The 21,105-nt window shown below is 31.5% G+C and carries 16 protein-coding genes and 1 riboswitch; of the genes, 8 read left to right on the top strand and 8 right to left on the bottom strand.

The annotated features are described in order from the left end of the window. Nucleotides 1-60: 60 nt before the first annotated feature. A riboswitch (cobalamin riboswitch) is annotated at nt 61-245 on the bottom strand. Between the two features lie 251 nt (nt 246-496). From QWY99_RS10485 to QWY99_RS10460, 6 genes are all read left to right on the top strand, one after another. Next, complete coding sequence (locus QWY99_RS10485; protein WP_290264637.1) at nt 497-874, top strand: hypothetical protein; 378 nt, start codon at nt 497-499, stop codon at nt 872-874. Between the two features lie 84 nt (nt 875-958). Beyond that, complete coding sequence (locus QWY99_RS10480; protein WP_290264634.1) at nt 959-5,338, top strand: CusA/CzcA family heavy metal efflux RND transporter; 4,380 nt, start codon at nt 959-961, stop codon at nt 5,336-5,338. Between the two features lie 4 nt (nt 5,339-5,342). Then, entirely contained in the window at nt 5,343-6,473 is a 1,131-nt protein-coding gene (locus QWY99_RS10475; RefSeq protein WP_290264631.1) for an efflux RND transporter periplasmic adaptor subunit, read from the top strand. A 484-nt stretch (nt 6,474-6,957) separates the two neighbouring features. Next, nucleotides 6,958-7,938, top strand: coding sequence for a helix-turn-helix transcriptional regulator (locus QWY99_RS10470; RefSeq protein ID WP_290264629.1), 981 nt, complete (start codon nt 6,958-6,960; stop codon nt 7,936-7,938). A 2-nt stretch (nt 7,939-7,940) separates the two neighbouring features. Then, nucleotides 7,941-8,930: a helix-turn-helix domain-containing protein gene (locus QWY99_RS10465; protein ID WP_290264625.1), complete on the top strand. Its 990-nt coding sequence runs from the start codon at nt 7,941-7,943 to the stop codon at nt 8,928-8,930. A gap of 153 nt (nt 8,931-9,083) precedes the next feature. Then, nucleotides 9,084-10,016, top strand: a complete 933-nt coding sequence (locus QWY99_RS10460; RefSeq protein ID WP_290264622.1) for a PorP/SprF family type IX secretion system membrane protein — start codon at nt 9,084-9,086, stop codon at nt 10,014-10,016. A 124-nt stretch (nt 10,017-10,140) separates the two neighbouring features. Here the strand turns inward: QWY99_RS10460 and QWY99_RS10455 are convergent, their stop codons facing one another. The 6 genes from QWY99_RS10455 to QWY99_RS10430 all read right to left on the bottom strand — a co-directional run bounded on the left by QWY99_RS10455 (nt 10,141) and on the right by QWY99_RS10430 (nt 14,902). After that, nucleotides 10,141-11,199 (bottom strand): linear amide C-N hydrolase, encoded by a 1,059-nt coding sequence (locus QWY99_RS10455; RefSeq protein WP_290264619.1) that lies wholly within the window; start codon nt 11,197-11,199, stop codon nt 10,141-10,143. Between the two features lie 260 nt (nt 11,200-11,459). Then, complete coding sequence (locus tag QWY99_RS10450; RefSeq protein WP_290264616.1) at nt 11,460-12,530, bottom strand: DUF262 domain-containing protein; 1,071 nt, start codon at nt 12,528-12,530, stop codon at nt 11,460-11,462. Next, entirely contained in the window at nt 12,530-13,111 is a 582-nt protein-coding gene (locus QWY99_RS10445; RefSeq protein ID WP_290264613.1) for a hypothetical protein, read from the bottom strand. The genes QWY99_RS10450 and QWY99_RS10445 overlap by 1 nt, the downstream gene beginning before the upstream one ends. 433 nt (nt 13,112-13,544) lie before the next feature. Then, nucleotides 13,545-13,730, bottom strand: coding sequence for a hypothetical protein (locus QWY99_RS10440; RefSeq protein ID WP_290264611.1), 186 nt, complete (start codon nt 13,728-13,730; stop codon nt 13,545-13,547). A 1-nt stretch (nt 13,731) separates the two neighbouring features. Then, nucleotides 13,732-14,163, bottom strand: coding sequence for a hypothetical protein (locus QWY99_RS10435; RefSeq protein ID WP_290264609.1), 432 nt, complete (start codon nt 14,161-14,163; stop codon nt 13,732-13,734). A gap of 310 nt (nt 14,164-14,473) precedes the next feature. Continuing rightward, nucleotides 14,474-14,902, bottom strand: coding sequence for a helix-turn-helix domain-containing protein (locus tag QWY99_RS10430; RefSeq protein ID WP_290264607.1), 429 nt, complete (start codon nt 14,900-14,902; stop codon nt 14,474-14,476). Nucleotides 14,903-15,063: 161 nt separating this feature from the next. Here QWY99_RS10430 and QWY99_RS10425 point away from each other — a divergent pair, with 161 nt between their 5' ends. Next, nucleotides 15,064-15,291, top strand: coding sequence for a SymE family type I addiction module toxin (locus tag QWY99_RS10425; RefSeq protein WP_290264605.1), 228 nt, complete (start codon nt 15,064-15,066; stop codon nt 15,289-15,291). 342 nt (nt 15,292-15,633) lie between these two features. On the opposite strand, the gene QWY99_RS10420 is transcribed toward QWY99_RS10425, so the two are convergent. Next, nucleotides 15,634-17,178 (bottom strand): hypothetical protein, encoded by a 1,545-nt coding sequence (locus QWY99_RS10420; protein WP_290264603.1) that lies wholly within the window; start codon nt 17,176-17,178, stop codon nt 15,634-15,636. Nucleotides 17,179-17,814: 636 nt separating this feature from the next. Then, nucleotides 17,815-18,552, bottom strand: a complete 738-nt coding sequence (locus QWY99_RS10415; protein ID WP_290264601.1) for a hypothetical protein — start codon at nt 18,550-18,552, stop codon at nt 17,815-17,817. A 480-nt stretch (nt 18,553-19,032) separates the two neighbouring features. On the opposite strand from QWY99_RS10415, the gene QWY99_RS10410 reads away from it, so the two are divergent. Further along, nucleotides 19,033-21,105, top strand: coding sequence for a phage tail-like protein (locus tag QWY99_RS10410; protein ID WP_290264598.1), 2,073 nt, complete (start codon nt 19,033-19,035; stop codon nt 21,103-21,105).

The raw sequence follows: 21,105 nt of genomic DNA, 5'->3' as shown, positions 1-21,105 counted from the left end.
TGCGCACGCATTTAAGCACACAAAACCAGCATTGTCCTTAGCTTTATTCCACGAAAGCGTCAAACATTATATTATCTGGCAGGTCTTCTGACTTACTCCATTTTTGAAATCCTTCCCATTTAAAAACAGTGGATATATTTTTCAAAAACTTTAATGCGGAGCTTACAGCAGCGGGTCTGTCTCGGATTCTCACCGAATTCCCTATTAAGTGCTTTTTATGGCGCACCAGATTTCGGCAAATGTATAGAAAATATAGATAGAAATAATTTAAAGCAAATTCACTAAAGTAGTATTACCAAAGCTTTTCAATGGATTAGATAGGATTAGATTAGGATTGTTTTTTTAAAACAGTGTTTAAGTTGTAATAATTTAGTTTTTTATGAATTTAATTGTGAAAAACTAAAGTAAAATTGGTTTGTATTTGTGTAATCATAAAAATTGAGCGGTTATTGTTATTGGCATAAATTATTTAGGTATAAAAGTTAAATTTGTCAAAGTGAAAAAGAGTATTATCTACATATTTATTTTTTTAATAACCTCTAATATTGGGGTTTTTCAGCAGTTTTATAAACTGCCAGTGCTGTTTCAGCATTTTAATGAACATATAGAAATAAAGAAAGTAAGTTTTATTGATTTTTTAGAAATGCATTATTGGGGCGAAGATCAAGATGATGATGACGGTGATCGCGATATGCAACTTCCTTTTAAAAATATAAGTGGTTATTCGTTGCAACTTGTATTTATACCTACAGACAAACATGCCATTTACATTCCTTTTAATACTAGTCTAACACAGACTAAAGGTATTCCGTATACATGTAATTTGTATGCTAACCCCGCTTTATTTTCGGTATTTAGACCTCCAGTAGTATAATTTGATTTTCAAAAATTTTATTGTGGTTAAGGCATTTAATATGTTTTAGCCATAGCGTTATTATTTCTAAAATTAAATCAAATTATGCTTAATAAGATAATACAATTTTCAGTTAAGAATAAACTGGTAATTGGCGTCTTTACATTGCTATGGATTATCTATGGTGTGTATGAAGTGAGTCGTTTACCTATTGATGCCGTTCCAGACATCACAAACAATCAAGTACAAATTATTACAACAGCTCCATCACTTGGAGCAGAAGATGTAGAGCGTCTTATTACTTTTCCGATAGAACAGGCAATAAGTAATATTCCGCAATTAAAAGAAAGTCGTAGTATTTCACGCTTCGGACTTTCGCTAGTTACTATCGTCTTCGATGATGATACAGATGTGTATTGGGCACGTCAGCAAGTTGCAGAGCGTTTACAAAAAGTAGAGATTGATGAAAATGCCAGTACTCCCGAAATGGCTCCTGCAACAACAGGACTTGGTGAAATATATCAATATGTTGTAAAACCGCAGCCAGGTTATGAAGCCAAGTATTCGCTCGAAGATTTAAGAACAATTCAGGATTGGACTATCAGAAGACAATTGCTAGGAACTCCTGGAATTGCCGATGTAGCCACTTTTGGAGGAAAACTTAAACAATATGAAATTGCAGTAAATCCAGCACGACTAAAGGCGCAAAGTCTTACCATTAAAGAAGTGTTTACAGCATTAAGTAGCAATAACGAAAACACTGGAGGTGCATATATTGAGAAAGGTCCAACGGTACTTTATATTCGAAGTGTTGGACTTACTAAGAATATAAGTGATATTCAGAATATTATTGTAAAAAACACCCAAGCAGGAACTCCAATTCTTATTAAGGATATAGCCGATGTAAAAATGTCTTCGGCAATACGATATGGAGCATTAACGACAGACGATCTAGGAGAATCTGTGGGTGGAATAGTGATGATGCTTAAAGGCGAAAATGCCAATAATGTTATTGTAAATGTAAAGAAACGAGTTGCCGAAATTGAGAAGATTTTACCAGAAGGTTTAAAGATAGAACCTTTTCTAGATCGTACTAAAATGGTTGATAATGCCATTGGTACCGTTCAAAAAAATCTTATCGAAGGTGCCTTGATTGTTGTCTTGGTACTGGTATTATTTTTAGGGAATTTAAGAGCCGGACTTATTGTAGCATCAGTGATTCCGTTGGCAATGTTATTTGCCATTATCATGATGAATACCTTTGGCGTAAGCGGGAATCTTATGAGTCTTGGTGCGCTTGACTTCGGATTGATTGTAGATGGGGCAGTAATTATAGTCGAAGCCATATTACATCACTTACACAGTACCAAAAAGTATAAAGACATAGATACTCTTTCGCAAGAAGGTATGAACAAAGAAGTTACAGGATCAGCAGGACGAATGATGAACGCTGCTGTTTTTGGACAAATAATAATCCTTATCGTTTACCTACCTATATTATCATTAGAAGGAATAGAAGGCAAAATGTTTAAACCAATGGCACAAACAGTTGCTTTTGCAATTCTAGGGGCTTTTATACTTTCACTTACTTATGTACCAATGGTTAGTTCGTTATTTATAAGTAAGAACATGAACCACAAACCAAATCTTTCTGACCGAATTATGGCAAGGCTTGAGTTTTATTACGAAAAGTGGTTGTCTAAGGCTCTACAAGTGAGAAAAGGGATAGTGATTTCGGCATTTGTTTTATTTGGAGTTGCATTGCTTGTATTTTCAAGAATGGGAGGAGAGTTTATTCCGCAGTTAGAAGAAGGAGATTTTGCAGTCGAAACTCGATTATTGTTAGGTACAAATCTATCAACAACAACAGAAACAATCCAGAAAATTTCGACAGCTCTTAAAAGTAAATACCCAGAAGTAGAAAAGGTAGTTTCAAGAATTGGAAGTGCTGAGATTCCAACAGATCCTATGCCTATAGAAGGAGGGGATATGATTATTGTTTTAAAAGACAAATCAGAATGGACAAGCGCGTCTTCATTTCCAGAGCTGGCAGATAAAATGACCGAAACAGTAAAGCAAGTTGCTCCAGGAGTTACTACAGGTTTTCAATTTCCAGTTCAAATGCGCTTTAATGAATTGATGACAGGAGCAAAGCAAGATGTTGTTTGTAAAATTTATGGTGAGGATCTTGATAAACTTGCCGAATATGCTGAAAAACTTGGAGCTATTGCCAAAACAGTAGATGGAGCTACAGATCTCTATGTTGAGAAAGTTACAGGAATGCCACAGATTGTAATTGATTATGATTGGGCAGAAATGGCTAAATATGGCATCTATGTTTCAGATATAAATAAAACAGTGAATGCTGCTTTTGCTGGAGCAGTTGCAGGTAGTATTTATGAAGGCGAAAAGCGTTTTGACATGGTTGTTAGGGTAGAGGATAGCGGTCGAAAAGACATTTCGGATGTACGTAATTTATTGATTGCAACCCCAAGCGGCATGCAGATTCCGTTATATCAGGTAGCATCTGTAAAAGAAATAGAAGGTCCAAACCAGATACAACGAGAAGATGCAAAAAGACGAATCATTGTAGGTTTTAATGTTAGAGGTCGCGATGTAGAATCGATTGTAGAAGAGTTACAGAAAAAGGTAACTACCCAAATCAAGTTTGATCCAGGTTATTATGTTACTTACGGAGGTACATTCGAAAACTTACAGGAAGCAAAATCGCGTCTAGGCGTTGCTGTTCCTGCTGCATTATTAATGATTTTAGCATTGTTATATTTTGCATTTAGATCTTTAAAAGAAGGAATTATAATCTTTACAGCAATCCCTTTATCGGCTATTGGTGGAGTATTCGGACTTGCTTTACGCGACATGCCGTTTAGTATATCTGCAGGAGTTGGATTTATTGCGCTTTTTGGAGTTGCGGTTCTTAACGGAATTGTTTTGATATCTGAGTTTAATCGAATACAGAAGCTTGGCGAAATTACCGATGCTGTACAAATTATCATTACAGGTACAAAAAATAGATTGCGTCCCGTATTAATGACAGCCACAGTAGCTTCATTAGGATTTTTGCCAATGGCGCTGAGTAATGGCGCTGGGGCCGAGGTGCAACGTCCGCTGGCAACTGTTGTTATTGGTGGACTTATCACAGCAACATTGCTTACGCTGTTTGTACTTCCATCAATCTATTTAATGACGTATCACACCAAAGTATTTAAGAAAAAAATGAAAAAAAATAAAATTGATAAATTGGCATTGTTACTTGTTGGTTTATTTATTACTGCTTCAGTTGGAGCACAACAATTACCAACGTCATTAGAACAGTCTTTGTCTATCGCAATTCAGAATAACAAGAGAGTTAAATCGGCTTTGCTAAATGAAAAATCTAAAGAGCAACTTCAAAAATCTGCCTTTGATATTCCTAAAACGTCGTTAGATGCGGATTATGGTCAGTTTAATAGCCGACTGAATGATAGCCGTTTTGGAATTAGTCAAACATTTGCTTTTCCGACAGTGTATAGTAATCAAAAGAAAAACCTAACAGAAAACTTTAATGTTGCTAAAGCTGAATCACAGTTAACGACACAGCAAATTAAATCGAATGTAAGGAATCTATTTTACTCCTATATCTGGCTAAACAGTAAAAAAGAATTATTAAAATATGCCGATTCTATTTATAGATTAATGGAGCAAAAGTCGGATTTGCGTTATAGAGTTGGGGAAACAAATGTACTAGAGAAAAGTGCTTCACAATCTGCTAGACAATTCTATACCAATCAGCTTACAATGGTAAACAGAGATATCGATATCACAATTCGATCTTTTAATGCAGTTCTTCAGGATAGTATTACTCATATTCCAGTTGCACAAAACATTAAGAATGATTTTACTATTTCACTAAATGATAAATCTAGTGTATCAGAATTGCCACAAATAGCACTTTCGAATCATACCGCAACCGCAGCAAAGTGGAAATGGAAAACGGAACAAGCTAAAATGCTACCCGATATTACAGTGGGGTATAATAATTTAAGCATAATAGGTACGCAAACCAATAACGCAGGGCAGGATATTAATTACGATAGCACTAATAGGTTTAGCTATGTGAATTTAGGATTGTCAATTCCGTTGTTTTATTCGAGCCAATCAGCACGAAATAAAGCGGCCAAAATAGAATATGAGAATTATCAAACAATTGCAGAAGCGACAAAAATTGAAATAAAAACAGAGATTACAAATGCTTTAAGTGAGGTTGAAAAATTCAAAGAGAGTTTACATTATTATGAAGGTGATGGACTTAAAAATGCATCTATAATAATTGATGCAGCCAACAGCCAATTACAAAATGGAGATATTGATTATCTACAATGGGTTATGGTAGTAAACCAAGCAATAACAATAAAGAATGAATATCTCGATGCGGTTAATAATTATAATAAAGCAATAGTTAACCTTCAAACTCTAAATAATTTATAATATAATGAGAACATATGTAGCCACAATTTTAGGAATGTTATTTATAGTTTCCTGTAAAAGCGATAAAAAAGAACCACAAAAGGATATTGAAGCCAATAAGCAAGAAAACAGTATTCTTTTAACAAATGAACAGGTAAAGAATGCAGGTTTAGTTGTAGGTAATCCTCAAGAAAAAAATGTAAAAGGAATATTAAATCTTCAAGGAACTGTTACAGTGCCACCCAAAAGTGTAGTGAGCATAAGTATTCCGTTAGGAGGATATATCAAGAAAACCGATTTAATAGCAGGTATGCGTGTTAAAAAAGGGCAATTGCTTGCTGTAGTAGAAGATATGCAATACATACAGTTGCAACAAGATTACCTAACAGCTAAAGAAAAGTTTCAATTGTCTCAAAGCGAATTCAACAGACAAAAAGAGCTTAATGCAAAGAAGGCAAGTAGTGATAAATTGTATGAACAAACAGCTACCGAAATGCAAACCCAACGTATAAATATGGCTTCATTAGCACAAAAATTAGCGTTGTTAGGAATTGCTCCAAAAACGCTAACATCTTCTAATATTAGTAAAACAATAGCAATACTTTCGCCAATAAACGGTTTGGTTTCAAAGGTAAATGTAAACGTAGGAAAATACATTTCGCCAACAGATATGCTTTTTGAACTAATGGAAACGAGCGACGTTGTACTTGTTATGAACGCTTTTGAGAAAGACGTACATTTACTTTCAGTAGGACAAACAGTAACTGCTTTTACGAATAGTAATCCATCAAAGAAATATATTGCAAAAATTGCTTACATAAACCAAAGCCTTAATGGAGACAGGGCAGCCGAGGTTGTTTGTAAAATTAATCAATATGATGCATCATTACTTCCAGGACTTTTTATAAATGCCGAAGCCGAATTTGAAAATGAAAAGGCATTGACAGTACCAGAAGATGCAGTAGTAAGATGGCAAGGAAAGTTTTTTGTTTTTACTCATACAGGTAATAACAATTATAAGATGATTAATGTAGTTCCTGGAACGATCAATGAAGGATATCGTCAAATTAAGTCTGATCTAATAAATTCATCATCAAAAATCGTTACTAAGAATGCATATACACTCTTAATGACATTTATGAATAGTGGCGAATAAAAACAGTATAATTAGGTTTTGTTACAAAGGGTAGTCTATTATGGACTGCCCTTTTTTTATTTAGAGTGGTGTTTTGTAATTAGCTTTAATTCAGGTAATTGTGTTTTATTTTGCTCGGATTTAAGATCTAGACCACAGTTGTTTTACCTTTTATTATGTAAAACAATAAAAAAGCAACCCTATTTATTGTTTTAAAACTCGTTTTATATAGTTTTTCTATATTTTTTTTTATATTTACTTTAAATAAGTACGATTTCAATCCTATTTTGCATAGTTTGTATTCGTATTATTTCATTTAAGCTTTCGGTGTTTTAAGGACAGAAAATACAGCAACTTGGTTTAAAAATCTCCCCCTTTGATTTTTGATAGTAGCTATTCCTTAAAACTTTATATAATTGAACTACAATATTAATTATTAAAAGGTTTTTTGAAATTTATTAAAGCAAAACGAGCTTTGTTTTGTAAAAAGATTAAAAATAATACCATGAAAAAAATTACGCATCATTATGGAGTTGAGCTCGATTGGGTTGAACTGCTTGCAAAAGAGTTAGAAGGAAAAATTGATGGTAATTTTATTATTGTTCCTGATTATATTCACTCAGGGAATAGATATTTTTTAAATTGTGATCCTGATATTTCAGTACTTTATTTAGATGTTGAATATAATTCAGAAATTCATTTAAGACAAGAAAACAAAACAGATGATTTTGTTGGTATCTATTACGATCTTACCGATGGGCGAGCGGCTTTATTATCTGATGATATTGTAAATCGTATCGGAAGATGGAGCTACAATATGGCTATTATCGATAGTACGTTACGTTCAGATTATATTGTAAAAGCAGGTAGCAAAACCTTTGGTCTTTATATTTTTATAAAAAAAGAAGCCATTAAAGGATATTTTAAAAATAATCCTTCATTTGAAAATCATATAGATAATATTCTCAACTCTAAGACAAATTCGATAATTCGATTCACTCGAATGAGTAATAATAGCTACAATCTTTTAACGAGCTTGAGAGCCAAAGACATAAAAGAAGTATCGTTCGAATTTCATTTAAGAGGAACAGTATTAAATCTTATTGCTGAGTTTGTAGAACAAATGCTCTTTGATGAGGTTGTAATCGATACTGTCGATGATAATGATTTGGCTAATATAATAAGATCTAAAAGTTATTTAATAACAAATATAAGAGGCACTTTTCCTAGTATTCCTTTTTTAGCACTCGAAGTAAACATGTCGGTGTCTAAATATAAAAAAATCTTCAAAAAGATTACAGGAATGACTCCAAACCATTTTTTTATGCACACTAAGTTGCTTGAATCCAAAAGACTTTTAGAAGAAAAACAGTTCTCAATCAGTCAAGTTTCTCAAGAGTTAAACTTTGCTAGTAGTTCCTATTTTATTACAAAATTTAAAGAATCGTTTGGAATGTCTCCAAAGAACTTTATTAAACAATTATAGTAATGATAGAACTTAATCATACCTATAGTCTAAAAGCGCATTGGCAAAAACAATTAACCCAACAGCTTGTGGAGCAGTTTGGAGCAGAATTAATTGATGATAAACTGCTACTTATGCCTGAGTGTATTGCAGATGGAAGCTTTTATTACACAGATGTTGTTTCAGGGCTATCAATTGTAGTTTGGGATTTAACATTTAAAAAACCAATTAAAATAAGAAGACATAAATCCGATGAAGATCTGTATATAATTCACTATAATTTTAATGATGGAATTAATTCGGTTGGTGATAAAATTGAATATAAAGCAGATTATAGATTAGGAGTGTTTAATAATGTTATAGATAAAACTTTTCAACCAACTGTAGGGGAGCATATTTTTGCAATGCGATTGCTGGTTAGCAAAGAAATATTTAATTTTTCGGTTATTAACGGGGCAAAAAAAGAGTTTGATAAACGAAAAGCAAAAAATAGTAATGAAAGTATTTTCTTTTATGATTCTATTGATAGCGAGAGTATGCTTATTATGCATGCCATTAAAAATAAATCTTTTCAAGATCCTGCCTTCGATGTTTATTTAAGAGGCGTTGCACTTCGATTATTGGGGATATTTATTGATCGTTATTCTAGTCAAAGTCCAAGATTAAATTATGTACCCGAAAAAGAAATAGAATTTTTAAATATTACTAAAGAATATCTGTTAGATAATTTATCAGGAAATTTTCCAGGGATATTATTTTTGGCTCACATGGCAAACATGTCTGTTTCAAAATACACCACTCTATTCAAAAAAATGTTTAGTAATACTCCTAATAAATTCTTTATGAGTGAGAAATTGATTGTCGCTAATAAATTGCTTAAAAGTGGCGATTATGATTCACTCGCGCGTGTCGCAAAAGAATTAAATTTTTGCACCTTGAGTTATTTTTCTTCAAAGTATTTCCAGCAATTCGGAAGAAAACCTTCCATGGATTTTGTTAAATTTTATTTTTAAGGCTACTGTTTGTCTACTATTTTAGTTTTATCTATTTGGTTTTTAGTTCTTTGTTTGTGTTTTTAAAGGGGCTAAAAAAAGGCTTATAATGATGTTTTTTAACCGTATTATATTGTTTGAAAAGTGTTACTTGCACAGCAAATAAATAGCCAAATGAAAAACTCAAGATTAAGGTTAACACTGTTGATTTTATTAATATACAATGTTACATCTGCACAACGAGAAGCCCAATTTACCCAATACATGTACAATACCACAACCATTAATCCAGCTTATGCAGGTTCACGTGAAGCAATGAGTATTTTTGCTACACACAGAAACCAGTGGGTTGGGTTAGATGGTGCTCCGGTTACAAATGCAGTATCGATTCATTCACCAATAGAGCTTAGCAATGTTGGGTGGGGAGCATCGATTATAAATGATAAAATAGGGCCAATGTCAGAGAATTCTATTTCAGCCGATTTCTCTTACACTATCAACACTTCAGATACTTATAAATTAGCGTTTGGATTAAAAGGAACTGCAAATTTGCTGAATGTAGATTTTACAAAACTTGATATTTATAATCCTTCGGATGCTAGATTTCAAGATAATATCGATAATAAATTTACTCCAAATATTGGAGCAGGATTGTATTGGTATTCAGATGTATCATATATAGGACTTTCGATTCCTAAAATGCTAGATACTAGCTATTACGATAAAAGTGCCGATAATACAGCAGCGAGTTTTGTAGTCAAAGAACGCATGAGTTATTACTTAATGGCAGGTTATGTTTATGATTTAGATTATAACCTAAAATTTAAGCCTTCCATACTGGCAAAGATTTCTAGAGGTGCACCTTTACAAATGGATTTATCTGCAAATTTTTTCTACGATGAAATATTTACTTTCGGAGTAGCCTACAGATGGAGTGCTGCTGTAAGTGCAATGGTAGGGTTTCAGCTAACAGAAACGTTAATGGCAGGGTATTCTTATGATGCAGAAACGACCAAACTGGCTAATTATAATTCAGGATCACACGAAATTTTCTTTCGTTATGAAATTTTCAATAGAATTAAAAGATCAAATTGTAGATGTTTTTAATTTGAGAGCAATAGTTTAAGTTAGTTTAGTTTATAAAAAAGCTTCTTTTTAATTCTAAGAATTAAAAAGAAGCTTTTTGCTTGAATTAAGTTCGTTGCAGAAAATTTATCCTCAACTAATTACCTTATATTCCTATAAATGTAAATGCTTTTGTGGTAACAAACTTCTGAGAAGTTTCGCCAGAATAAGTTTCGTTTTTACTTATACTCAATCTTTTTACTGGGGCATTTTTGCTAAAGTTAATTTTCTTTAAATCAACCCAGAAAGTATTAGGAGTAAGTGCCGTTTCAAAATAATATACTAGATTTCTATGATCAGAAACAGATCTCCATCTTGTAGAAGAAATATTAGGCTCTGCCTCAGACGAAATACCAAAAGGCACAGAACAGTTTCTAATTACACTAAAAACACTAGCAATAGAAGTTTGCATATCCGAAGTTTGTGGAATTGCATTTATGTAAAAAGAAGCTCTTGCAAATCTATCGGCTGCTCGATTAGTTCCTGGTAGCATAACAGTTCCCGGTATGCTTTGCCAGTATTTATTGATGGCCAATTGGTCTTCAAATAAAGGCGAATTTGTCATTACAGTGTAAGATGCATCATGATGTATTACTAATTTACCTCCAACATATTCAAAAATGGCATTATCACCCGAAGCATCAGAAATAGAAAGATGCAAGGTGGTAAATTTTGTAGTTCCAGGGATATAATCAGATACGATAACAAAATCTTCTTTTCTTAGCTCATCAACAGTTTCTTTTACGTTAGCAAAGTTATCCAACACATATTGAGCCCAAGCAGATATAGTAATCCCTTTAGAAGAGCTCTGTGGATTAAATTTTGGATATTGGCTTTCAGCTAGCCATAAAACATTTGCAACCAATCCTTTTTCATTAATTCCATCGGTTGTAGCAATGTCCCAAGCACTTGTTATTACGCTTCCGTATTTAGAAGACCATTTAACGGAGTTTTTACCCACGTTACCGTCTCTTTGCATTCCTCTTGGGAAAATCCAAATATTAGCATCAATTTCATCTTTCCAATCCATTGAGCGCGCTGTAATAACATTGTTGTTAGGACCTTTGTAAACAACTCTCGTACAAGGATAAACTTCTGGTGATAGAATAGTTAAAAATAGTAAGGTAAGTACAATACTATTTTTTAGGCTTTTGTGTTTTCTCATAGAAGGGGGATTAAGTATTTTATTTATAATTATACACTTTCGCTAATTTAAGAAAAAAATGACAAAGTTTTCTTAAATAATAATGTTTGATTAGGATTATCAGAATTACCCAAACTTTAGGGTTAGATTTTAATGAAAGTCTAACCCGAGTTAGTTTGTGTTTTAGTAAAAATGAAGAAAGTTTGTGAAACGAGTAACGTAGATGTGTTGTAATTAACAAATGAGTTTCAATCGTATTAAACGGCTTTTTATAGTAAGTTTTAGTTTCGTGAATTATTAATGATTTCAATTAAGTACCTGTTTCTTAATTCTCTTTCATTTTTATTATTTACACCTTCTTTTGCAGACAGTTTATAATCTCCAGGAGTATTTTTTTCAAAATAATCTAAATTTACCTTGAATAAGTCGATGTCAATAGTATTGATGTCTTGTATCTCTTTTGCAATAGCAACAATCAGGGAAAAGATATTTGATTTATTAAACCAATATGATTTTGGTTTAAGTTTTAATCGATTAATGACATCAGCAGTTTTTTCTAACGTATCCACTATTTCATCTTTTCTGTCAAAATTTATGGCGTAATCATTTAAAAAATCATTAGTTTTTTCATTTCTGTTAAAAAAATCTGTCAATACTGTTGACATTATATTCAGAATATGCATCAAATGAGCTTTCTTAGCAATATCATTTATTGTAAAAATATTTTTTGCAGTAATTAACTGATTGAATTTGTTGACTTTTTGTTTTTTTCCCCAAATAAAAAAATCTTTAGGTATATTTGGGTCTTCTTTAAAATCTTCATTTTCTTTTTCATTTTCTAAATCAATTTGATTAGCTAGTAATTTTGCTACAAGCATATATTCTGCGGTAGAATATTCAGAAGCCATTTTTTCAATAGTTGTTAATGAATTCGACGTTCTGTTAATTCTTTGAAAAATTTCTTGCACTTTTGGGTCATCATTTTCTAAATCTAATTCAATTACTGCAACTTCATATTTTAGAAAATTAGATTGTTCTTCTTCAGTTAAGTCTTTGTAAAATTTCCCATCAACTTCAAATTGGTTTTCAATAAATTTTATTAATGCATTTGTTCTTTGTTGTCCATCAACAATACAAGAAATTGTGGACATTTTGGCCACATCAACTTTTCCTTTTGAGATAAATATTTGAGGAAAAGGATATCCCAAAAGAATAGTTTTGATAAAATCTTTATTATGAATTTCTCGCCATACAAGATTTCTTTGAAAATAAGCATCTGGAATTAAAATTCCTTTTCTTACGTCATTTACTAAATTTAGTAATGAAACTGAGCGTACCCTATAGTCTACCATTATACTGCTTTATTTGATATGTAATCGTTAATAATTGAACATTGTTTATGTTCAAAAAAAATTTGAGAAATATAAATACCAGCATTTATACTTTTAAATAAATCTTTATGTTTTGTTGATAATTTTCCAAAGAACTCAAACCAATTCGCTCTTTTTTTACAACTAGGCATTAAATCTGGTCTGAAAATACCTCGGGAAAGATATGATGTGTATTCTGCAAATGTGGAACGATTATTTCTAATAGGAAATGATGTTCTATCATTATAACCTTTTGTTGTTTTAAAAATATATTCAGTATAAAACCTAAATAAATCTGTGTCAATTATTGCAATATCTAAATCTGATATTGTTGGTGTAAATGTTTTATTTTTATGAAAACTCATTCCAGTTTTTGCAGAACCTGCAACTTGAATGTTATTTATTGGAATATTAAAATATTCACTTATCTCGTTAAGTATTTCAAACTGTCTTTCTTCATCGCCAACTAACGCCATCGTTGGATATGTTAAATATATCTTCCTGATAATTTCATTATGAGGTTTGTTTCTGTCTATTCCTCTTTGTATTGACTCTAAATGCATATTGTTGCTTTATAATTAAATAATACTTTATCTTTTGTTTTTATTTTTTTGCAAAAAAAATATCATGAACTTATTTTTTGAACGAAGCTTTTCATGTTTTAATTGAGTGGAAAAATGCAATAGATTTATTTTGTAAATTGGCATTGCAAACATAATTAAATAAGTATAAGTTGTAGCTTTTTTAAAATTAAATTATTCCGAATAGTGAAGTAAAATAGTTGAAAATACGTAATATTATTAAGAATGGAATAGTTGTATTAACTCTAATGACCATTTTAGTTTACATCGGCAAAAGGATAACGTTCAAGTGCTTAATGTAATTACAAGCTTTAAAATTATTTGTTTTTTTTACTAAGGTAAAATTTCTTACTAAAAACAAATGTTAATTTATTAAATATTTTATAATTTCGTAAAACTGATACTATAAGCAGTTTTAATATCTAATAGAGTATATTATAGTTATTGTTACAATAGTTGTCCCCGTAGAACTCATTGATTGAGATTGTACAATTTCTTTTATTTCTCCATTTCTGTTATTTATATTTTCTATTGTTTGTTCAAGTGAGAATGAGACTTTACTACTTTCCCCTGATATATATGCTACTTTATATTTATTCATGTTACTTATTTTTATTAATCGTTTCTACTTTTTTTAATTGTATTTCAATTTTATCAATTCTTTTGGAAATAGCTTTATTGCTTATAAAGTTCATTATCGACAAAATCAAAGCTCCTAATGGAATTATAATTCTTACCCAATTAAATATTCCATCCCAAAATTCTTTTGCACTATCTTTGAGATATTTTTTATCAATGTAAGAACTCATGCCTTGTTGCTGAATAGACATCATTGATTGCCCGTCATTGTCTATAACAACAATATCACCTTTGTTTACTAATATATGTTGGACTTCGTGAATTTTTAGTATCGGGATATTTGTACTTTCAGCAATTTTAATAGAACCTATCAATTTTTCTTGCTGATTATTTGTTCTCCTGTCGTCATATAGAAATTTAAGTATTCTATGACAATATTTGTATTTATTATTCATCTATCATAAATATTGTTTTTATTTAATGTTGTCTGAAGATTTCTTATAACTTCTTTTTTACAAAACTTTAATTGTCTATGACATAAAAAAAACTACTCTTTAATCAGTTTCACAAACATATTAAATAGTTTATTAATATGAATACGGGATTCCGTAAGTAAACTAAAAATATTTGATAATAGTTGTAATTTGTTAACATAAAAGAAGCTTATTGTAAATAAACTTTAACTCATTAATAACAGAATTCAATTTTACCCCACAAAAAAAGCCTAACCAAAGGTTAAGCTTTTATATATAATTGTGGTGATGTTTATTTATTCTGAATCAACTTTTCTAATCTCGACATCATTTCTTCTTTTTCTTCAAGCATACGCTCGTATAAGACGATTTTTTCGTCATAGAGCTGAACTATTTTATCAATTGGATTGAATGCGCAATCAACATAATTTGCATTATTGTTTAAAGTTCCACTACCAGTATTTGCGCCTTCATAATTATTTTGAATATTTACAATAGCTTGCTCTTCATCAAAGTTTTCAATGGCTTCTACAGGGATTTTTAGTATTTGAGCTACTTGTTTTAAAATATTGGTTTCAATAGCTTCTTTTTGTTCAAGTAGAGATATTTTTTGTTGATTCCAATCTTCACCAAGTTCAAAAGCAAGTGCATCTTGTTTTATGCCTAGCATTTCACGGAAACGTTTTATATTTCGACCTTGGTGTGTTTTTGTGTGTGTCATAGCGGTATGTGTTATGATATCAAAATTAATAAATCTATAGGAGTTAAAGGTAGCAAAATACTTGTAAAAAACGGTATCTACGCTGTAAATTACCATTCTTCTGTATTTTATACATGATTATAAATGCCTCATTTTACAATTGAATCAAAAATAATATGAAAATGAAAAATGAGGGTAAAAAATCTGTAAAAACCAGACAGCTAACAATATGTAATAAGCAGGGTGGGCGAAAGAATGGCAAAATTGTTAAGCTTCCAATTGTTGTTTTGAGTGGTAAATGGCTTGAAGAAAGTGGTTTTAAACCCGGTCACTTAATAGATGTTGTTTGCGTAGATGATTGTAAATTGACTATCACTTTGGCAAAAGAACAACGTTTTGATATTGGATAGTGTTTATGCTAATAAGGGATCAATACGAAAACCTGTGGAGTGACAAGAATTTTTTTAACCGCAGTCTTGTCTTTCTGAGGAACGAAGACCCGAGCGATAGCGAACAGACGAAGTAATCTTCGCAAGAAACTAACACAAAGTATTTCTTGATTGCCTCCTGCTTTAGCTGGAGGTTTATGAAGTAGAAGTAAAAGGCTTTAGCCAAAATAGTACCTAATATGATTTTTTACCAGTTCCCTTAAAATATACGCGCAAAAAAAAACTTGGGTCAGACTTTAATTAAAAAATCTGACCCAAGTTTATATTTTATTTTTAATAGAAGTTACTCTAAGAATTTATTTTTTAAACCAACTCGCAGTCCATTTCTACTGAAGTTATTTTTTGTAAATGCTTTTCTATTTGGAATTTATTAAAGTTACCCCATCTTGGTGGAGAAGTAGTTTTTTGTCCGTACATCGCATCTAGGCAAACATTATTGTCTTTGTATAGTTCGTGTAAAACTTCTAAAATTTTAAAGAAAAACGCATCTAGCATTACGATTGCGTCAAATTCAGATTTCAGCGTGTTGTAATTACTATCAGAAGGATTTAATAATTGTAGCAAATCTAAAATCTCATTCTTTTCAGCTTCATTGATTTCGGCTAAATAACCCATTTTTAGCGTTTTTACCACTAGATTATTCCAAGCAATGCTATCATGTCCCCATTGTATATCAGGCAGGTTTAAAGAGTGCTCACAAATTAAAAGAATTGATTGAAGTACATCATTTAAATATTCCGTTGGAAACTCATCAAGGCTTCTGAATTCGAAACCGCTTTGGTACATTTTTTCCTGATTAAAATCAAGACCCAATTCCGAAAGCATTTCGTATTGCATTTCGTCTTCAATCTGATCACGCCACCAAACATTTTCTTCTTTTGTGAATTTTAGCAGTTCTCTAAAATCATCTACATTATAAGTCAATATTTTGCCCTTTGGCATTGCTTTATTATAAGTTCCAACACCTATGTATCGCGACATGGCATTTCTCATAGAACCCATAGTAAATTGTTTGTCTAAGTTGTGTTTTTTACTTATAACTCCCATTATATCGGGGCTTCCAAGTGTTGCTATATACAAAGGTTCGAACCATTGTATCATATAAATAGCATTGGCATGTATTTTTTCAAAATGTTTGTAATCAACAATTCTGCTATCTTCGGTTAATGTTGGTAAAGTAATATGAAAATGGTAGGTTCCATTGTTAAACATAACAAGGTTTTCCTGATTGGTCATAAACATATTAAGACCATTGTTGTAATCTGGAAAGTTTAGTTTTTCTTTTAGAACTCCCGATTCATTGATTTTGTCAATGAATAGTTTCTTGGTAGCTTTTAACTCTTTGCAAGAATCAACCACCGTTCTGTTTTCAAAATATTTAGTTACAAACTCAATAGAATCTCCATCAAAATGCACAGATCCCATTGTTTTATTTCTTTGGGTAATCATGCTCTGAATATTGTATGGTTGATCTTGGAGGAAAGTTTCCATGATAGATTTACCAAGGTATTCAGGATTTTCAATAGGTTTTGGAGCCGTTTCTGATTCTTCAGTTGTTTTAACTTCGGCTAATGTTTTGTGCTGAAAGTTAATATCTAGTTTTTCAAGCGAATGACTATTCATCATTCGGCTTACTTTATAGTTTTCGTTTTCGTCAAAAGCTTTATCCAAAACAGTAGTCAAACTGTCTGGTTTGTAGCATTTTGTATAATCTAGACTATATCTCTCAAAGCCAATTTTTTCTTGAATAAATTTACCAGAGACTATCAAGGGGTCTTCAAACTGCAAATAGGTTTCATTCTCTAATCCTATGCCCCAATAATATTTTTTTGTCTCAGTGTTTTTCATTTATACTAATTGTCTTTTTTGTGATTAATTTAAATTTTTAAGTCTTTATTTTTTGTTTGGATACAACAAGTTTAATCTGCCGAAACTAGAGTGTAACATTCTGCACGGATTAGCATCATGGATGCATCCATAAAAAGTTTAATCCCAACCCAGTGTAATTGTTTTAACACACAGAAGGATCGTTTAACATAGTATAAAAAAGATATTTTACTTAGAATAGCTTACAGAAGGTAATGCAAAATGTATACAATTTGAATCAACTTTTATTATCTATTCTATCTCGATAACTATCGGAACTATGTATTGAATGCATTTTTGTGAATTGCATCCTAACGGATTAATCTTAATTTTTTAAAATTGTAGAAATTATATTGTTACCCTAGAAATTTGCATTTGTATCGACTGAAAGATTGATAAAAAAGTAAAATTTTATAATGAAGTTATAAAATTACGATTGTCATTAATTGCTTTTATATCAATAATTTAAGCAGATGAATAGCCTAAATTGTGTTTAGACTATTTATGTTGTTTTCCAAAGCGCAAATATAGTTATTCTTTATGTGATTTCCAAATATGTAACACATTGATAATCAGTAAGTATTTTTGTTTTAAAACAATATAGGTAATTGTTTTTATTTATTCGTGGTAATAAAAGACATAAGAAGAGTATAGTTCGTCATTCCACCAATCTTCTCTAACATCAGAAAAGTAGTTGTAATTTAGTTTACCAGCCTGTGATTGAAGTGGATACACTACGATTCCATTCTCACGATAGGCTTTATGTGAGTCTGTTTCGGGAACAATAGGAACAATATGTCCTGAAAGTCCTTTTTCTCTTCTTTTGGCGCAAATTATTCCAATTCCGCCATTAGTATTTACTTTATTTTGAATTTCATCAACAGTATGCATTCTTTCCCAACCAAAAGAAGCTCCCCATTCTAAAAACCAATCAACCAAAGCACTTGAGTAGATGCGCTCTACAGTTTGCTCAAAAATGGCTTCAACTTCTTGTCCTTGTAGTACTTTCTCCAAAGATTCATCTGTCCACCAAACCGTTGGAAGATAGACTTTGCTGAAGTAGCAATAATCGTAGGAGTACACATTACAATAAGTGTCTTCAGGAGTTCTTAGGTACCTAATGTTTGTTTCAACATCTAATTTATCGATGAGGCGACCAAGGCTTTCTTTTTTAGTAGTAGAATCTGTTAAATCTCTATAGGGAATACTAGAATCTTGTATAGGAGTTTCCTTTTTATTTGTAGAATCTAACTGTGATTCTAAATCAGGTAATAAATCGGCTTTTTTTATTAAACTATTTGGGGTTGGATTGTTATCCAATGTTATTGTTTCTTCTGCTATGGTATGTTTTCCCATCTTGTATGCTTAAAATTAATAGGCTTTACGTTTTAGAAATATATTATCTGTACAATGTGATTTTGTAAGCCAAAAAAGTAAATATAATAATTTTAACTTTCTTAAGAGGTTTAAGAAAACACAAATTATGATTATTTTAATACTTCTGTTGATTTTCAAGACTAGGCTACTTAATTACTACACAATTAGTTTTGTTCTTGTATTATAAGTATTTATTAGAATTGCGAACAAGAATAAAAGGCTTATTGTTGTATTTTTTAACCGTATAATTCCGTATAAAATACTTTACTTGCTTAGTCATATTCGGTTTAGCTCTTAAAAAAAACAAAAAACACGAATAATATTACTTAATCTAAAATACTGTTTATATGTCAAGAATGCCAATTTAACAATACCACAGCTATATAATTAAGTATCTATAGGTTCAGATCAAGTAATGAGTATTTCTAACACATTTGTAAAATTTTAAATACATTTTTTATGAAGTTTTTTTTATGCCATTGTAATAGTAGAATGTTAGTTTTTTTAGTAATGCTGTTTCCTATAAGTAGTATTGGACAGGAGGAACAGTATTCATTTCGATCAAAACCTAACGTTCCTTATACTTTTAGTAGTGAGAGGAGGATCTTTAGTCTTCTTATTGGAGGTACAGTTGTTTCTGATCTTAGTACTGATGATGCTATAAGTGATAAGCTACCATTAGGGTTTTCTTTTAAGTTGGGATGCGAAAGTTACTCTAATTTTTATGCTAGTTCTAATGGAACATTGTCCTTTAATGTGCCGTTTGGTGATAGGATTAATTCCGTTTCTTCATTAGTTCCTGATAATTTAACTTTATTAGCACCTTTATGGAAAGATCTAAGCGGAATGGGAGGTGTTTTTTCATACAAAACTACAGGTATAGCGCCTAATAGAGTTTTTACTGCAGAGTGGAAAAATTGGAGGTTATTTTATAGTAATGGTTCGAATTTAGTCACCTTTCAGATTAAATTGTATGAAGGAACTAATATTATTGAATATATTTATGGTGATAATTCAAATTCCCGTAACATCAATGCCTCAATAGGTATGTTTAATGGGACTAGTAATACACCTGAATCTAAAGATTTATGGCTTGATAATAGTAGTGCTAACCCAATAGTGTCTAAAAAATTTATCGATAATATAATACAACCTCCAGCAAATGGACAGTTGTACCGTTTTACCTGTAACGATTCTGAAAGTACTTGTGGTGAAATTAGTTTTTATGGTCAGACGATGATAAATAAAACGGGGGGCACAAATTCAAATGATGGCCTTAGGATTACCTTAACTGGTGCTGGAAATATGCAAATTAGAAATAATAACCAGAATCAATTATATGCACCCGATGATGATTTACTTTACGGTACTTCAAATCCATACACAGCTCCAGGATCTAGTTTACAAGGTTTGGTTCTTTCTGTAGGCAATACGTATTTTGTAGGAGGTAGATTGACCCCCGATACTAATGCAGAAAAATTAATAGTGATTACTAGCACAGAGCAAAGACTTATAGAATCCCCAACAGGACATTTTGTAAATGAAATAAAACTTGGTGCTGTCAAAAATAATTTAACCTACTATTTAATTATAAAATATATTTATAATTTTCCAGATGGATATTTCCAGATGGATTATAACGTAACAATACCATCGGGTAATACCGAAGTAGTTAAATTGGCTCATGGTTGGGATACTTACTTAGAAGGTAAAGATACTGGTCCAGGGTTTGTGGTAGGAACGGCTCCAGATTTGATTGTTGGAGTAAAAAGAGCACCTTCTTTTGAAGCTTTTGAGTATTTGGGAGGAGTGCCGTGGAGCGGCTATTATTCTGCTTATTATTACGATTTGGGTAGAAATTTAGGAAGCGATATGAAATTTAATAATACTATTGACTCAAATAACTATATTGATAATGGTATAGGAATTTCAATGGATTTTGGTAAAGTACCAGGTAGTTTTACTAGTAGTAATAAATTAGTTATTGCTTGTGAAGCTGGAAATAAAGGACCGGTCATAATTGATAAAGAAGTAATTTGCTTAGGAAGTTCTTTAGACTTAAATAACCTAATTACTTCCTCAGCACCAACAGGTACGGTTGTGGTTTGGGAAGATGCAAATGCGGATGAGCTAATTGACCCAACAGCAATTACTACACCAGGAATTTATACAGTATATTATCATTCTTTAAAATATACGTGTAATTCACCTTCTAGTACTATTGATGTAAAATTTGGTACTACTTGTGGAATTTGTTATAAGCCAGGGGCAGTTACTGGTACTTCTGCAGGTTATTCGACAGTTATCTCTACGTTAGACAGAGAGAATAATCCAGCGATAAACCCAAGAAATGGAGCTTTAATATTAGAATCTAAAGAAAAAGGTTTTGCGATTAGTAAAGTCGCCTCGCCAGAAAATGACATCGCAGTTCCAGTAGAGGGAATGCTTGTTTATGATACAACGAGTAATTGCTTGAAATTATATAATGGCATCCTATGGAATTGTATCAAGCAAACGTGCATCGATGATTAA

Source organism: Flavobacterium branchiarum (assembly GCF_030409845.1).
Lineage (GTDB): Bacteria > Bacteroidota > Bacteroidia > Flavobacteriales > Flavobacteriaceae > Flavobacterium > Flavobacterium branchiarum.
The sequence above is the reverse complement of the archived record's forward strand: the minus strand, read 5'-3'. Positions and strand labels throughout refer to the sequence as shown.

Excerpts from the sequence above, each read along its gene's own strand:
- QWY99_RS10480 (WP_290264634.1), top strand. The coding sequence starts at position 959 with ATGCTTAATAAGATAATACAATTTTCAGTTAAGAATAAACTGGTAATT.
- QWY99_RS10475 (WP_290264631.1), top strand. The coding sequence starts at position 5,343 with ATGAGAACATATGTAGCCACAATTTTAGGAATGTTATTTATAGTTTCC.
- QWY99_RS10470 (WP_290264629.1), top strand. The coding sequence starts at position 6,958 with ATGAAAAAAATTACGCATCATTATGGAGTTGAGCTCGATTGGGTTGAA.
- QWY99_RS10465 (WP_290264625.1), top strand. The coding sequence starts at position 7,941 with ATGATAGAACTTAATCATACCTATAGTCTAAAAGCGCATTGGCAAAAA.
- QWY99_RS10460 (WP_290264622.1), top strand. The coding sequence starts at position 9,084 with ATGAAAAACTCAAGATTAAGGTTAACACTGTTGATTTTATTAATATAC.
- QWY99_RS10455 (WP_290264619.1), bottom strand. The coding sequence starts at position 11,199 with ATGAGAAAACACAAAAGCCTAAAAAATAGTATTGTACTTACCTTACTA.
- QWY99_RS10450 (WP_290264616.1), bottom strand. The coding sequence starts at position 12,530 with ATGGTAGACTATAGGGTACGCTCAGTTTCATTACTAAATTTAGTAAAT.
- QWY99_RS10445 (WP_290264613.1), bottom strand. The coding sequence starts at position 13,111 with ATGCATTTAGAGTCAATACAAAGAGGAATAGACAGAAACAAACCTCAT.
- QWY99_RS10440 (WP_290264611.1), bottom strand. The coding sequence starts at position 13,730 with ATGAATAAATATAAAGTAGCATATATATCAGGGGAAAGTAGTAAAGTC.
- QWY99_RS10435 (WP_290264609.1), bottom strand. The coding sequence starts at position 14,163 with ATGAATAATAAATACAAATATTGTCATAGAATACTTAAATTTCTATAT.
- QWY99_RS10430 (WP_290264607.1), bottom strand. The coding sequence starts at position 14,902 with ATGACACACACAAAAACACACCAAGGTCGAAATATAAAACGTTTCCGT.
- QWY99_RS10425 (WP_290264605.1), top strand. The coding sequence starts at position 15,064 with ATGAAAAATGAGGGTAAAAAATCTGTAAAAACCAGACAGCTAACAATA.
- QWY99_RS10420 (WP_290264603.1), bottom strand. The coding sequence starts at position 17,178 with ATGAAAAACACTGAGACAAAAAAATATTATTGGGGCATAGGATTAGAG.
- QWY99_RS10415 (WP_290264601.1), bottom strand. The coding sequence starts at position 18,552 with ATGGGAAAACATACCATAGCAGAAGAAACAATAACATTGGATAACAAT.
- QWY99_RS10410 (WP_290264598.1), top strand. The coding sequence starts at position 19,033 with ATGAAGTTTTTTTTATGCCATTGTAATAGTAGAATGTTAGTTTTTTTA.